At 46.8% G+C, this 13,248-nt stretch carries 19 protein-coding genes; 18 read left to right on the top strand and 1 reads right to left on the bottom strand.

Annotated elements, in window-relative coordinates; translation table 11 throughout:
- Positions 1-33: 33 nt before the first annotated feature.
- The 18 genes from rplO to PaeBR_RS21325 all read left to right on the top strand — a co-directional run bounded on the left by rplO (position 34) and on the right by PaeBR_RS21325 (position 12,483).
- Complete coding sequence (rplO, locus tag PaeBR_RS21410) at positions 34-474, top strand: 50S ribosomal protein L15 (protein WP_410512475.1); 441 nt, start codon at positions 34-36, stop codon at positions 472-474.
- Positions 474-1,772 carry a preprotein translocase subunit SecY gene (gene secY, locus PaeBR_RS21405; RefSeq protein WP_410512474.1) on the top strand — a complete coding sequence of 433 codons (1,299 nt, stop codon included), beginning with the start codon at positions 474-476 and terminating at the stop codon, positions 1,770-1,772. Before rplO ends, secY begins: the two co-directional genes overlap by 1 nt.
- Before the next feature lie 97 nt (positions 1,773-1,869).
- Positions 1,870-2,514: an adenylate kinase gene (locus tag PaeBR_RS21400; RefSeq protein WP_410512473.1), complete on the top strand. Its 645-nt coding sequence runs from the start codon at positions 1,870-1,872 to the stop codon at positions 2,512-2,514.
- A 4-nt stretch (positions 2,515-2,518) separates the two neighbouring features.
- On the top strand, positions 2,519-3,271 hold the full coding sequence (gene map, locus PaeBR_RS21395; protein ID WP_410512472.1) for a type I methionyl aminopeptidase: 753 nt from the start codon (positions 2,519-2,521) through the stop codon (positions 3,269-3,271).
- A 10-nt stretch (positions 3,272-3,281) separates the two neighbouring features.
- Positions 3,282-3,566 carry a KOW motif-containing protein gene (locus tag PaeBR_RS21390; RefSeq protein ID WP_410512471.1) on the top strand — a complete coding sequence of 95 codons (285 nt, stop codon included), beginning with the start codon at positions 3,282-3,284 and terminating at the stop codon, positions 3,564-3,566.
- A gap of 26 nt (positions 3,567-3,592) precedes the next feature.
- Positions 3,593-3,808, top strand: a complete 216-nt coding sequence (gene infA / locus PaeBR_RS21385) for a translation initiation factor IF-1 (RefSeq protein WP_018753971.1) — start codon at positions 3,593-3,595, stop codon at positions 3,806-3,808.
- 92 nt (positions 3,809-3,900) lie between these two features.
- The gene (gene rpmJ, locus PaeBR_RS21380) at positions 3,901-4,014 is read left to right on the top strand and encodes a 50S ribosomal protein L36 (protein ID WP_003322638.1); all 114 of its coding nucleotides are present in this window, start codon (positions 3,901-3,903) and stop codon (positions 4,012-4,014) included.
- Between the two features lie 20 nt (positions 4,015-4,034).
- Positions 4,035-4,403, top strand: a complete 369-nt coding sequence (gene rpsM / locus PaeBR_RS21375) for a 30S ribosomal protein S13 (protein ID WP_307591276.1) — start codon at positions 4,035-4,037, stop codon at positions 4,401-4,403.
- 19 nt (positions 4,404-4,422) lie between these two features.
- Positions 4,423-4,818, top strand: coding sequence for a 30S ribosomal protein S11 (rpsK, locus tag PaeBR_RS21370; protein WP_020427052.1), 396 nt, complete (start codon positions 4,423-4,425; stop codon positions 4,816-4,818).
- 133 nt (positions 4,819-4,951) lie between these two features.
- On the top strand, positions 4,952-5,896 hold the full coding sequence (locus tag PaeBR_RS21365) for a DNA-directed RNA polymerase subunit alpha (protein ID WP_410512470.1): 945 nt from the start codon (positions 4,952-4,954) through the stop codon (positions 5,894-5,896).
- A 32-nt stretch (positions 5,897-5,928) separates the two neighbouring features.
- A complete protein-coding gene (gene rplQ / locus PaeBR_RS21360; protein WP_410512469.1) occupies positions 5,929-6,294 on the top strand; it encodes a 50S ribosomal protein L17 in 366 nt (121 codons plus the stop codon).
- A gap of 201 nt (positions 6,295-6,495) precedes the next feature.
- A complete protein-coding gene (gene truA / locus PaeBR_RS21355) occupies positions 6,496-7,275 on the top strand; it encodes a tRNA pseudouridine(38-40) synthase TruA (protein ID WP_410512468.1) in 780 nt (259 codons plus the stop codon).
- A 232-nt stretch (positions 7,276-7,507) separates the two neighbouring features.
- Positions 7,508-7,945, top strand: a complete 438-nt coding sequence (rplM, locus tag PaeBR_RS21350; protein ID WP_410512467.1) for a 50S ribosomal protein L13 — start codon at positions 7,508-7,510, stop codon at positions 7,943-7,945.
- Between the two features lie 19 nt (positions 7,946-7,964).
- Positions 7,965-8,357, top strand: a complete 393-nt coding sequence (rpsI, locus tag PaeBR_RS21345; protein ID WP_410512466.1) for a 30S ribosomal protein S9 — start codon at positions 7,965-7,967, stop codon at positions 8,355-8,357.
- Between the two features lie 183 nt (positions 8,358-8,540).
- Positions 8,541-9,233 (top strand): phosphoadenylyl-sulfate reductase, encoded by a 693-nt coding sequence (locus PaeBR_RS21340; RefSeq protein ID WP_410512465.1) that lies wholly within the window; start codon positions 8,541-8,543, stop codon positions 9,231-9,233.
- Between the two features lie 39 nt (positions 9,234-9,272).
- Positions 9,273-10,442 carry a sulfate adenylyltransferase gene (gene sat / locus PaeBR_RS21335; protein WP_410512464.1) on the top strand — a complete coding sequence of 390 codons (1,170 nt, stop codon included), beginning with the start codon at positions 9,273-9,275 and terminating at the stop codon, positions 10,440-10,442.
- 78 nt (positions 10,443-10,520) lie between these two features.
- Complete coding sequence (gene cwlD / locus PaeBR_RS21330; RefSeq protein WP_410512463.1) at positions 10,521-11,303, top strand: N-acetylmuramoyl-L-alanine amidase CwlD; 783 nt, start codon at positions 10,521-10,523, stop codon at positions 11,301-11,303.
- A 64-nt stretch (positions 11,304-11,367) separates the two neighbouring features.
- Entirely contained in the window at positions 11,368-12,483 is a 1,116-nt protein-coding gene (locus PaeBR_RS21325; protein WP_410512462.1) for a P-loop NTPase, read from the top strand.
- Positions 12,484-12,559: 76 nt separating this feature from the next.
- On the opposite strand, the gene gerD is transcribed toward PaeBR_RS21325, so the two are convergent.
- Positions 12,560-13,243 (bottom strand): spore germination lipoprotein GerD, encoded by a 684-nt coding sequence (gerD, locus tag PaeBR_RS21320; protein WP_410512461.1) that lies wholly within the window; start codon positions 13,241-13,243, stop codon positions 12,560-12,562.
- Positions 13,244-13,248: the final 5 nt, after the last annotated feature.

Genomic DNA, 13,248 nt, shown 5'->3' with positions numbered 1-13,248 from the left:
GTATAAATTAACAGACATAAGGAGGTGCAAACGATGAAGTTACATGAACTTGCTCCGGCTCCGGGTTCCCGTAAAGAACGCAATCGCGTGGGTCGCGGTCCTAGTAGCGGAAACGGTAAAACGTCCGGCCGCGGTCATAAAGGTCAGAACTCCCGCTCCGGCGGTGGTGTTCGTCCGGGCTTCGAGGGGGGTCAAAACCCACTCTATCGTCGTCTGCCTAAACGTGGTTTTATCAATCCTACCCGTAAAGAGTACGCGATTGTGAACCTTGAAGATCTCAACAACTTTGCAGAAGGAACAGAAGTTACTCCAGCATTGTTGCTTGAAACTGGCGTTGTCAAGAATTCGAAGAGCGGTATTAAGATTCTTGGTAATGGCGAATTATCCGTTAAATTGACTGTACAAGCTAATAAGTTCTCTCAATCTGCGGTGGAGAAAATCGAGGCTGCCGGCGGTAAAACCGAGGTGATCTAATGTTCAAGACGCTTAAGAATATCTGGCATGTTGAAGATTTGCGCAAAAAGATCCTGTTTACCCTGTTTGTTCTGATCATCTACCGCATAGGTTCATTTGTACCGGTTCCTGGTGTAAACAAAGCAGTGTTGGAAACAGCAAATCAGAGCGGCGACGCTTTGATGGGTCTATTGAACACCTTCTCAGGTGGTGCGCTCAAAAACTTCTCGATATTTGCGATCAGTATTTACCCGTACATTACAGCATCCATCATCGTGCAGTTATTGTCGATGGATGTTGTCCCTAAGTTTGCTGAATGGGCTAAACAAGGGGAGCACGGGAAAAAGCAATTGGCGCAGATTACCCGGTACGGCACAGTAGTATTGGCTCTGATCCAAGGCTTTGCCACTTCAATAGGGTTTAACCGGATCTATAATGCAGATATGATTCCTAATGCAACCTTTGCGGACTACCTGTTGATTGCCATCATTTTAACGGCAGGTACATCCTTCCTGATGTGGCTTGGTGAACAGATCACTGAAAAGGGAATAGGAAACGGGATTTCAATCCTGATTTTTGCTGGAATCGTCGCTGCCATACCGGGATATATCACGAGTACGGCACAATCAAGCTTTATTCAGCCGGATCAGGTGTTCCTAAATATTCTTAAAGTCGTTATTGTGCTCATTGTGGTTGTTGCGATAATTACAGGAGTCATCTTCGTGCAGCAGGGTATTCGTAAGATACCTGTACAATATGCTAAACGAGTAGTCGGGAACAAAATGTACGGTGGACAAAACACCCACATTCCGATGAAAATTAATGCTGCAGGTGTAATTCCCGTTATTTTTGCAGTATCACTACTTCAGTTTCCAGTGGTTCTCTCCAGTTTCTGGTCTACACATGACTGGGCGAAATGGATTGCCAAGTATATGGCAATGGATGCTCCGCTCGGTATACTTCTGTATGTAGTGATGATTATTGGATTCACGTTCTTTTACACGTTCGTCCAAATGAATCCGCAACAGATGGCTGAGAATATGAAGAAGAACGGTGGATATATTCCTGGTATCCGTCCTGGTAAAGCTACAGAGAAGTATTTGACCAAAGTAATGTCACGCCTGACGATGTCCGGTGCGCTGTTCTTGGCTTTAATCTCTGTATTGCCGATGTTCTTCGGTGCTTTGTCCGGATTGCCTAAGGAGGTAAGAATCGGCGGTACTGCACTGCTGATTGTTATTGGTGTGGCATTGGATACTATGAAGCAGATTGAGAGCCAATTGATTAAACGCCATTACAAAGGCTTCATTAATAAATAGGCGATAGGTTCCGGCGAAGATTTAGGATTCACTGCCTTCCCGGCACCTATTGTGCTGTTTCTTGCTTGGTGGCGAACTTTGGGGGGAGAGAGAAATCGTGAACATTTTATTCATGGGCCCTCCTGGGGCAGGCAAGGGAACACAAGCAGCAGAGATCGTGAAGGAATTTGGAATTCCTCACATTTCGACAGGAGATGCTTTTCGCTTAGCGATTAAGCAGGGTACTCCGGTTGGACTGAAGGCCAAATCCTTCATTGATCAAGGCTTGCTTGTACCAGATGATGTGACCATTGGAATCGTGGAAGAGCGGCTGCAGCAGTCCGATTGCGAAAAAGGTTTTTTATTGGACGGCTTTCCAAGAACTCTTTCGCAAGCGGAAGCGCTGAATGAACTTTTAGCCCGTTTAAACACTTCTTTGGATCATGTAATCAACTTGAATGTGGACCGGGGCTTGCTGATGGCACGTCTAACTGGACGTCGTATCTGCACGGTTTGCGGTGCATCCTACCATTTGATTTTTAATCCGCCGAAGCAAGATGGCATTTGCGATATTGACGGCGGTGAATTGTATCAACGTCCGGACGATAATGAACAAAGTGTAGGCAAGCGCCTCGATGAGTATGACAACAAGACTGCGCCGCTGCTTACGTTTTATGAGGATAAGGGTCTTTTGCGTCAAATTAACGGGGAAAACGAAATTAATGTCGTTTCTTCTGAAATTGTATCTTTACTGCGAGGTTAGTGTAATGATCATTTGTAAATCCGAACAGGAACTTGCCTTTATGAGGGAAGCTGGTCGAATTGTTGCCGAGAGTCACCGTCTCATTGCACAGGCCATTGAACCTGGGATTACGACCGGGGAGCTCGACAGCATCGCCGATCAATACATTCGCAGTCAAGGTGCTGTGCCATCTTTCAAAGGCTACAACGGTTTTCCTGCCAGCATTTGCGCTTCAGTCAACGAACAATTAGTGCATGGATTTCCGGGTAAACGCAAGCTGGTTGAAGGCGACATTATCTCGCTTGATATCGGTGCTGAGTACCGTGGTTATCACGGTGATTCCGCTTGGACCTATGGGGTGGGTAGTATTTCCGAAGAAGCCCAGCGTTTGCTGGACGTTACGGAAGGCTCACTGTACGCAGGACTGGCGTTAGTTAAACCGGAAGTGCGCTTGTTTACAATCTCCCATGCTATCCAAACGTATATTGAAGAGGCTGGTTTCTCGGTCGTACGCGAGTATGTCGGTCATGGCATTGGGGCAGAACTGCATGAAGAACCGCAAATTCCGAACTATGGCATAAAGGACCGCGGCCCCCGGCTGAAGGCGGGTATGGTGCTCGCGATTGAGCCGATGGTGAACGCAGGTAAACGTTATGTCAGAACGCTGGAAGATAACTGGACGGTCGTTACGGTTGATGGCTCACTGTGTGCTCACTTCGAGCATACGGTTGCAGTTACGCCGGACGGCATGGAAATTTTCACGAAACTGAATGCGTAGGTGATCTTTGTTGAATGCTCAGAGCAGCCCGCAGGTTGGTCAATTGGTGAAAATCCTCAAGGGCAAGGATGCCGGAGAGATTGCCGTTGTTATCAATGTAGTAGACAGCAGGTTTGTGTATATTGCGGACGGGGACAAACGTAAGTTTGACGGGCCGAAGAAGAAGAATATTCTTCATCTGGAGCTTTCGCCTATCGTCAGCAGTGAGGTTGTGAACAGTTTGGAGGAAAGCGGCCGGGTTACAAATGGAAAGCTGCGCTATGCAGTTTTGAATTTTTTGAAATCCGCCGATTAAAGCGCTGGTGAGAAAGGAGACTAACTGTGGCTAAAGAAGATGTCATTGAAGTAGAAGGTACCGTCATTGAACCGTTGCCGAATGCGACGTTTAAGGTTGAACTGGAAAACGGCCATCAAATTCTTGCCCATGTATCCGGAAAGTTGCGGATGCACTTTATCCGTATTTTGACCGGAGACAAAGTGGTCGTACAGTTATCGCCTTATGATTTATCTAAAGGTCGTATAACTTACCGTAAATAGATGGGAACTACGAAGAAGTTTTGCTTAGCAAAACTACGCGTATGCTTTCGAAGCCAGTTTTACTGACGTAAAACTTTTAGGAGGTAATTAACATGAAGGTAAGACCTTCTGTAAAGCCCATTTGCGAGAAATGCAAAGTCATCCGCCGCAAAGGGACTGTTATGGTAATTTGCGAAAATCCAAAGCATAAACAAAAACAAGGTTAAAGAAGGGGGTGTAGCGTAAAATGGCTCGTATAGCTGGAGTGGACTTACCACGTGACAAACGCGTTGAGATCGCCTTGACTTATATTTTCGGAATCGGTAAAACGACTTCCCAGAAAATTCTTAATGAAACAGGCATTGACGCTAATACACGTGTCCGTGATTTGACGGAAGATGAAGTCAGCAAACTGCGTGAAACGATCGACAAAACAGCCAAGGTAGAAGGCGACTTGCGTCGTGAAATTTCCTTGAATATTAAACGTCTTATCGAGATCGGCTGTTACCGCGGTGTTCGTCACCGTCGTGGATTGCCTGTTCGCGGTCAACGTACCAAAACGAATGCCCGTACCCGGAAGGGCCCGCGTCGTACGGTAGCAAACAAGAAGAAATAATAAGGGGGGATAAGAGACAATGGCTAAACCGAAAAAAGTCGTACGTACCAAACGCCGCGACCGTAAAAATATCGAATCTGGCGTGGCACATATTCGTTCCACGTTCAACAACACTATCGTTACCATTACGGATCCACACGGAAATGCAATTTCCTGGGCTAGCTCCGGCGGCCAAGGATTTAAAGGTTCCCGTAAATCCACTCCATTCGCAGCACAAATGGCTGCTGAAACAGCAGCAAAAGCAGCTATGGAGCACGGCATGAAATCTGTTGAAGTTATGGTTAAAGGACCAGGCGCGGGCCGCGAAGCAGCCATCCGTTCACTTCAAGCCGCAGGCCTCGAAGTTAACCTCATCAAAGACGTAACTCCGGTTCCTCATAATGGATGCCGTCCACCGAAACGTCGCCGCGTATAGTTAAGTCAGCAATGTGATGTGTGGTATAATTCCGGCACTATCTGCTAATAATGGGTGTTTAGGCATACTACATGATCCACCTGATGGGGTGACTGTTTCATATAGGAGCGACGTTTGAAGGAGGGGTACACTCGTGATAGAAATCGAAAAGCCGAAGATTGAGACCGTAGAAGCTAATGATGAAGGAACCTATGGAAAATTCGTAGTTGAACCGCTGGAACGTGGATATGGCACGACTCTGGGGAACTCGCTTCGCCGGATACTGCTGTCCTCCCTTCCAGGAGCCGCAGTGACTTCGGTCCAAATTGACGGCGTTCTGCATGAGTTCTCGACCGTTCCTGGCGTAATGGAAGATGTGACCGAAATCATCTTGAACTTGAAGGCTCTGTCTCTGAAGATTCATTCAGATGAAGAGAAAGTGTTCGAGATTGATGCTGAAGGAGAAGGCGTCGTTACTGCAGGTGATATCCGTGCGGACAGCGACGTCGAGATCCTGAACCCGGATCTTCATATTGCAACGCTGGGACCTGGAGCGAGACTTCACATGCGCATTTTTGCAGGCCGCGGTCGTGGTTACGTCCAGGCGGACCGTAACAAGCGCGATGACCAGCCAATTGGTGTTATCCCGGTTGACTCCATTTATACTCCTATTTCACGCGTTAACTACGTCATAGACAACACACGTGTTGGCCAAGTAACCAACTATGACAAATTAACGCTGGAAGTTTGGACAGATGGCAGTATCAGACCGGAAGAGGCTGTAAGCCTCGGAGCCAAAATTTTGAACGAGCACCTCGTATTGTTCGTAGGACTTACGGATGAAGCGAAAGACGCCGAAATTATGGTTGAAAAAGAAGAAGACAAAAAAGAAAAAGTGCTTGAGATGACAATCGAAGAGCTGGATCTTTCTGTCCGTTCGTACAACTGCCTCAAACGTGCCGGTATTAATACCGTACAAGAGCTGACTACTAAAACTGAAGAAGATATGATGAAAGTCCGTAACCTGGGCCGCAAATCTTTGGAAGAAGTACAAGAAAAGCTCGAGGAACTCGGTTTAGGACTTCGGACTGAAGAATAGCACAAGATTGCTAGAGTGAAGGAGGGAAAAACATGGCATACCAAAAGTTGGGCCGTGATTCCAGTGCGCGTAAAGCGTTGTTTCGCGACTTGGTAACGGACCTGTTCTTATACGAGCGCATCCAAACCACGGAAGCCAAAGCGAAGGAAGTTCGTTCCATCGCTGAGAAGTTGATCACTAAGGCGAAAAAGGGCGATCTTCATGCTCGTCGTCAAGTAGCTGCATTTGTTCGTCGCGAGACTGTAGACGGTGAGCAAGATGCAATCCAAAAATTGTTCTCTGAAATTGCTCCCCGCTACACAGAGCGTCCAGGTGGATACACTCGTATCCTGAAGCTTGGGCCTCGTCGTGGTGACGCTGCGCCTATGGTTTATCTTGAACTGGTAGACCGCGCGTAAGTAACACAAGTATTGATTTCCGATTCTACCCCTTATACCCATTTTCCTCGGAGAATGGATAGGGGGGAAGATCAGAACTACTGTACTGTATGGGCCTTGGCCTGTCGGGCGGTAAACCGCGGAGATCACCTTGGTTCAATGGAAGGAGCTCCCGCTGGGGCTTCTTTTTTTTGAAGGAGAGGGTCTGAGAAGGAGAACGGCATGCGCAATCTATTCATGAAGGTCAATTATGACGGAACAAATTATGATGGCTTTCAGACACAGCCTCAGGGTAATACCATTCAGGACCGGTTGGAGAAGGCTATATTACATCTGACGGGCGAAGGGCTGAAGATAACAGCTTCAGGCCGGACGGACGCAGGTGTGCATGCTTACGGACAGCCCTTTAATTTCCTGACCTCCTCACGGATTCCCATAGAGCGTTGGTGTCTGGCGCTGAATACCAGGCTCCCGCAAGATATCGTCGTCACAGAAGCGCGTGAGGTCCCGCTTTCGTTTCATTCCCGCAGGTGTGCAAAGCGCAAAACCTACCGCTATACGATTAACGGTAATCGGTTCCCTGATCCTTTTCAGCGGCGCTGGCAGTATCACCATCCAGTAGCATTAAATCTCCCTGCCATGGAGCAGGGACTGGCACATGTGATAGGTACACATGACTTTACTTCTTTTGCTTCACGGCGGTCTACGAAGACTTCGCATATCCGTACCATTTTCGATGCTTATATGGAAGTAGACCGCAGTATGTGCCGCCCTGGGTCAAGTGATCAGGGAGTTATTCATACATTCATTACGGGCAGCGGGTTTCTGCAGCATATGGTTCGGATAATAATGGGTACTTTGATCCATGTTGGAGAAGGCAAATTTCAGGCCGATAATGTTGCTAAAATATTAGCAGCGTGTGACCGTTCATTGGCAGGTCCTACTGCAATTGCTAAAGGTCTGGCATTATGGAATGTCGAGTATGACGTAACAGTGGAGTGAGTTTTTTATTTTCTTTCTTTTTTTGAAAAAAGTAAAGTATAATATGAGAAATTGCTTGCACTTGGTATGTTTATACTGTAAAATAAAAGTTGTGTTTTCTTGATGGCTATCCCACAGCCCCGATCAAGTCTACACCAAACAAAACATTTACTTAACTTACACAATTGTAATTCAATGAGAAACAAGATATACGAAATGCTGATTTTCGTACGAGAACAAGGAGGAAACATTCATGCGTACCACCTATATGGCGAAGCCGAACGAAGTTGCGCGTAATTGGCACATCATCGATGCCGAGGGCAAAACACTCGGTCGTTTGGCCAGCGAAGCCGCTGCATTGATCCGTGGCAAACACAAACCGCAATTTACTCCACATGTTGATACAGGAGATTTCGTAATTGTTATCAACGCCGAGAAGATTCACCTGACAGGCAAGAAAATGCAAAACAAGAAATACTACCGTCACTCGATGCACCCAGGTGGCTTGAAAGTTACTGTCGCTGAAGATTTGATCAAAAACAAACCTGAACGCATCATCGAATTTGCTGTTCACGGTATGATTCCTAAGACTCGTCAAGGCGACCACATGAAGCTGAGATTGAAAGTCTACGCAGGCGCTGAGCATCCACACGCAGCACAAAAACCAGAAGTTTACGAACTTCGCGGATAAGATAAGGGAGGACAGTTTCATGGCACAAGTACAATACTATGGGACAGGTCGTCGTAAACATTCGGTAGCACGTGTTCGCCTCGTACCGGGTGAAGGACGCATTGTCATCAACAAACGTGAGATGGATGAATATTTCGGTTTGGAAACACTCAAACTGATCGTCAAACAACCTTTGACACTGACTGAAACGCTAGGAAATTATGATGTTCTTGTTATCGCTCATGGCGGCGGAATATCTGGCCAAGCCGGAGCAATCCGTCACGGCATTTCCCGTGCACTTTTGAAAGCTGATCCGGAATTCCGTCCTTCGCTTAAGAAAGCCGGCTTCCTGACTCGCGACCCACGTATGAAGGAACGTAAGAAATACGGCCTGAAAGCAGCACGTCGTGCTCCTCAGTTCTCGAAACGTTAAGATGTACTCAGAAAGACTCTTTCTTATACAGAAGGAGTCTTTTTTTGGTGTCTATTATGAGACTTGGCTGTACAATAGCCCATAGCCCATTGACATCTTCAGCGAAAACTATATACTGAATATTAATTCATATATAATTGGTTGGAATTAAGCGTATACATTTTAGGATGGAGGAAGATTGTAATGAATTTGCTTGAGAAAGAGGATTTAATTAAAGTAAAAGCTGAAGAGCTGGAGAACGCCTCCCCGGAAGAGGTAATCCGGTGGGCTGTTGATACTTTCCCTAATATAACATTTGCCTGCAGCTTCGGTGCCGAAGATGTGGTTCTGGTTGATATGCTCCAAAAAATAAGTCCGTCTACCGATGTGTTTTATTTGGATACCGACTATCACTTTAAAGAAACTTATGAAACCAGAGATTTGATGGCTGAGAAATATGGTATGGAATTTGTACGGGTATCACCGAAGCTTACTACACAGGAACAGGCGCTTCAGCACGGTGAAGCGTTATGGAACATAGATCCTAACCAATGCTGCGCTATACGTAAGGTAGAGCCTTTAACTCGTATTCTATCCCAGTATGATGCCTGGATTACAGGAATACGCCGTGATCAAGCGCCGACACGTGCTAACTCCAAGAAGGTTGAATATGATTATAAATTTGGATTGGTTAAGTTTAATCCGATTGCACATTGGACAACAGAGGATGTATGGAATTACATCCGTGAGAACGATGTGATTTACAATCCACTACATGATCGTAACTTCCCGAGTATCGGCTGTGAGCAGTGTACCCGTGAAGTTATGCCTGGTGAGGATCCGCGTGCAGGCCGTTGGTCGGGATCTGAGAAAACGGAGTGCGGGCTTCACAAATAAGGGCTGGTTTGCCTTGACAACAAGAAGGGGAGAATAGAAATGACGTCAATACTTCCTCATGGAGGAACACTAGTACAGCGTGTAGTAACAGGAGAACAGCGGGAACAACTGCTGCTTGAATCCCGGAACAACAAGGCGATTGCAATTAACACATGGACACTATCTGATTTGGATCTTATTGGCGTAGGTGCCTTTTCTCCGCTTACCGGTTTTTTGAATGAAGAGGACTATCACTCTGTGGTCAAAAGTATGAGGTTGGCTGATGGCACGGTTTGGAGTATCCCTGTTACATTAGCGGTGGCAGATGATATTGTGTCAGGACTGTCGATTGGTGATCGAGTATCCCTGGTCGGTGAAGAAGATGGCACTATCTATGGATTGATGGATATTGAGAGCATATACAGTGTCGATCAGAACATCGAGGCACAGAATGTGTTCAAAACCACTGATCCTGAGCATCCCGGCGTCAGCAAGCTTTTAGCACGGCCTGCAACCTATGTTGGGGGTCCAATTACGGTTCTTAATCGTCCGCAGCCAGAGAAATTCGGTGAATTCTACTTTGATCCCTTCGATACACGTCAGATATTCGCTGACAAGGGCTGGAGAACCGTTGTAGGCTTTCAGACACGCAACCCGGTTCATCGTGCTCATGAGTATATCCAGAAGTGCGCGATGGAGGTTGTAGATGCTTTATTCCTAAATCCGCTGGTTGGCGAGACGAAGTCGGATGATGTTCCTGCAAATGTCCGAATGAAGAGCTATCTTGCTCTCTTGGAAAATTATTATCCGGAGAATCGTACGTTTCTCGGTGTCTTTCCGGCGGCGATGCGTTATGCTGGGCCTAGAGAAGCTATTTTTCATGCCATGGTGCGCAAAAACTACGGATGCACCCACTTTATTGTCGGTCGGGATCACGCCGGCGTAGGAGACTACTATGGCACTTATGAAGCGCAAGAGATTTTCTCTAATTTTTCCGCTGAAGAACTGGATATTACGCCATTGTTTTTCGAGCACAGCTTCTTTTGCAAAAAATGCGGTAACATGGCTTCGAACAAAACATGCCCTCACCCTAGCGATGATCATATGACTCTTTCCGGCACGAAGGTACGTGCTTTGCTGCGTGACGGAATTTGTCCTCCTCCTGAGTTTACAAGACCAGAGGTTGCGGAAATTCTGATAGAAGGAATGTCGCAGGAAGTAACATCATAATCCAATATTACGGGTACTATTTGACCCTCTTGTCCCATATAGATGAGTAGAATCTATCGGGACGAGGGGGTCTTTGTTATGTCTGGCCGTAAGCACAGTAAAGTCTCGGTTTGGATATCTTGGAGAAGTATCAAAAAAGCTGTGTTGGGTGTGGCGATGCTAGCCCTCCTGATTGGAATTATTTCGTATGATATGCCTACAGCCAAAACATGGAATTACTGGAGCTTGCCGCTCTCCGGTAAGATCATAGCTATTGACGCTGGCCATGGCGGACCAGATGGTGGAGCTGTAAGCCGTGAAGGTTTAATTGAAAAGGATATTAATCTGGCCATTTCACTTTATTTGCGTGATTATCTGCAGCAGGCCGGTGCTATTGTAGTTATGACCCGTGAGGGTGATTATGACTTGGCACAGAACAATACTAAAGGCTATAGCAAGAGAAAAACAGAAGATCTAAAACAACGGGTAAGAAACATCGAAGGAAAGGGTGCAGACTTGTTCATTAGTATTCATATGAACAGTATTCCATCTAACCGTTGGAGCGGAGCACAAACCTTCTACTATCCGAATCATGCTGACAATAAGCTCCTGGCGGACCTTTTGCAGGAGGAGCTCAGAATAACACTTGAGAATACGAACCGTACTGCGAAGACAGTGAATACGGTTTATCTGCTGCAAGCGCTGCGTATGCCCTCGGTACTGGTAGAGGTGGGATTTCTGTCTCACCCTCAGGAATCGGTACTTCTTGGTGATGATGTGTATCAACGTAAGGTGGCTACCAGTATCTACCGCGGTATTCTCCGTTATGAATCAGAGGCACCCGCAGAGAACTCCAAGGACTACTCTTCACCGGAAAGGTAATGCTATAATAGACAGAAACATCCGGAGAATTGCCTAGCCGGACAGGAAACAGAGGTGCTTCGACATGCTGACCAGAGAACAGATTCAGGAATTACTGCAGCCCATTACCGATACGGAATCGGGAAAAAGCCTGGTAGAATTACAGTTAATCCGCGATATTATGATCAAGGAAGATCGTATCTCGTTGTCAATTATTTGCCTGAGCACAGACGAACAAAAGCGTATTGAGCTGGAACAGCAGGTTAGAGAGCTGCTAGAAGCCGGTGGCGCCGGCAATGTACATATCCGCCTGCGTGATGCAACAGATCATGAGCGTTTTCTTGTTCGAGGAGAGAGCGGGAGGGAAGAATCAGATGCCGGCAGCAGCCAGGAGAAATTAAAGGGGCATGCTGCTGGACTTGAGTCCTATGAGCTGATCAATGAAAATTCAGGTGTTCATTTTGTGGCTGTAGCCAGTGGGAAGGGAGGAGTCGGAAAGTCGACCGTAACCGTCAATCTGGCTGTGGCCCTCTCAAGAATGGGTAAGAAAGTAGGCTTGATTGACGCTGATATATACGGGTTCAGCATACCTGATATGATGGGGATTGAGGAAGGGCCGATTGTTGAAGAGGGGACGATTATCCCTGTGGAACGCTTTGGGGTTAAAGTTATGTCCATGGGGTTCTTCATCCGTGAGAACAGTCCGGTTATCTGGCGGGGACCGATGCTGGGTAAAATGCTGCGTCAATTCTTCAGTGATGTAGGGTGGGGTGAACTGGATTATATGCTGCTTGATCTGCCCCCCGGAACCGGTGATGTAGCGCTGGACGTGCACCAGATGCTGCCTCAGAGCAAGGAGATCATAGTTACTACTCCACACGCCACCGCAGCATTTGTAGCGGCTAGAGCCGGCTCTATGGCTCTCCAGACGGATCATGAGATTGTTGGCGTGATCGAGAATATGTCCTATTATGAATGTTCGGCCTGCGGACAAAAGGATTATGTATTTGGCCGCGGGGGTGGAGCGAAACTGGCAGAGACACTTCATACCGAGCTGCTTGCCCAAATACCGCTTGGTGCACCGGACAACCATATCTCTGAGCCGGGCTTCTCACCATCTGTTTACAAAGCGGAGACGCCCACCGCTCAGCGGTTTGCTGATATTGCATCCAAGCTAATTTCTAAATGTGAGAAGAAGTAAGGGGTAATTACCTTTGTTTGTGACGAAAAAAGAGGCCATCCGCACTTTTTAGTGGGACAAGGCCTCTTTTTTAGAACTAGGAGCCCGAGTCGCCGCTATCACCGCCGCCACCGCCACCCTGTTCCTTATCACCCTTTCCTTGGTCTTTCTTCTGAACCTTCGGCCGAAGCTCTTCCTGCACAACCGTTTTAAGTAAATCAAGTACTTCCATACGAAATAATGGATTTTGCATGGTTTCTTGCATAATAGTCATGGTCTGCTTCCGGTAATCAGCTGTTTTGGTAAGATCTAAAAACATTTTCATCATTTCAGGCGACTTCATAATTTCAGTGACGGATTCTCGATAAGTGGGATCTTTAATTAATTGCATATGAAGCTGCTTGCTTTGTGAATTAATCGCTTTGGCGAAGTCTCCGGCAAACTGCGGATCAGTCATTATTTTTTCGAATTCCTTTTGGTACTCCGGAGCAGTGATCGTATCCTTAACGGCTAAACGGATGTCTTCTTTGGTCTGCAGTGGCAGCATTTTCGTGCTAAGAATAGTTGTTCCGCCGCTTTCCTCTGAGCCAGAGGGAGGGGAAGATAATGCTTCCTGGAGCGCTTTTTTTCCTTCATCGCTTTTCAATATATCGACCACCAGCGTCTTCGTTTCCTTGTAGCTGGGCTGTCCTGATGAAGAACTGCTCTCGCCTCCGCAGGCCGTTAATGCCAAAACTAAGCTTAACGTCAATCCACGTGCGCACAATACCGCCCATTTCATTTGGC

Source organism: Paenibacillus sp. BR2-3, from assembly GCF_046529485.1.
Lineage (GTDB): Bacteria > Bacillota > Bacilli > Paenibacillales > Paenibacillaceae > Paenibacillus_AQ.
This window is presented reverse-complemented; position numbering and strand designations above follow the sequence as displayed.

Excerpts from the sequence above, each read along its gene's own strand:
- PaeBR_RS21340 (WP_410512465.1), top strand. The coding sequence starts at position 8,541 with ATGAATTTGCTTGAGAAAGAGGATTTAATTAAAGTAAAAGCTGAAGAG.
- rplM (WP_410512467.1), top strand. The coding sequence starts at position 7,508 with ATGCGTACCACCTATATGGCGAAGCCGAACGAAGTTGCGCGTAATTGG.
- gerD (WP_410512461.1), bottom strand. The coding sequence starts at position 13,243 with ATGAAATGGGCGGTATTGTGCGCACGTGGATTGACGTTAAGCTTAGTT.
- map (WP_410512472.1), top strand. The coding sequence starts at position 2,519 with ATGATCATTTGTAAATCCGAACAGGAACTTGCCTTTATGAGGGAAGCT.
- rpsI (WP_410512466.1), top strand. The coding sequence starts at position 7,965 with ATGGCACAAGTACAATACTATGGGACAGGTCGTCGTAAACATTCGGTA.
- rplQ (WP_410512469.1), top strand. The coding sequence starts at position 5,929 with ATGGCATACCAAAAGTTGGGCCGTGATTCCAGTGCGCGTAAAGCGTTG.
- sat (WP_410512464.1), top strand. The coding sequence starts at position 9,273 with ATGACGTCAATACTTCCTCATGGAGGAACACTAGTACAGCGTGTAGTA.
- rpsM (WP_307591276.1), top strand. The coding sequence starts at position 4,035 with ATGGCTCGTATAGCTGGAGTGGACTTACCACGTGACAAACGCGTTGAG.
- rplO (WP_410512475.1), top strand. The coding sequence starts at position 34 with ATGAAGTTACATGAACTTGCTCCGGCTCCGGGTTCCCGTAAAGAACGC.
- rpmJ (WP_003322638.1), top strand. The coding sequence starts at position 3,901 with ATGAAGGTAAGACCTTCTGTAAAGCCCATTTGCGAGAAATGCAAAGTC.
- truA (WP_410512468.1), top strand. The coding sequence starts at position 6,496 with ATGCGCAATCTATTCATGAAGGTCAATTATGACGGAACAAATTATGAT.
- rpsK (WP_020427052.1), top strand. The coding sequence starts at position 4,423 with ATGGCTAAACCGAAAAAAGTCGTACGTACCAAACGCCGCGACCGTAAA.
- secY (WP_410512474.1), top strand. The coding sequence starts at position 474 with ATGTTCAAGACGCTTAAGAATATCTGGCATGTTGAAGATTTGCGCAAA.
- cwlD (WP_410512463.1), top strand. The coding sequence starts at position 10,521 with ATGTCTGGCCGTAAGCACAGTAAAGTCTCGGTTTGGATATCTTGGAGA.
- PaeBR_RS21325 (WP_410512462.1), top strand. The coding sequence starts at position 11,368 with ATGCTGACCAGAGAACAGATTCAGGAATTACTGCAGCCCATTACCGAT.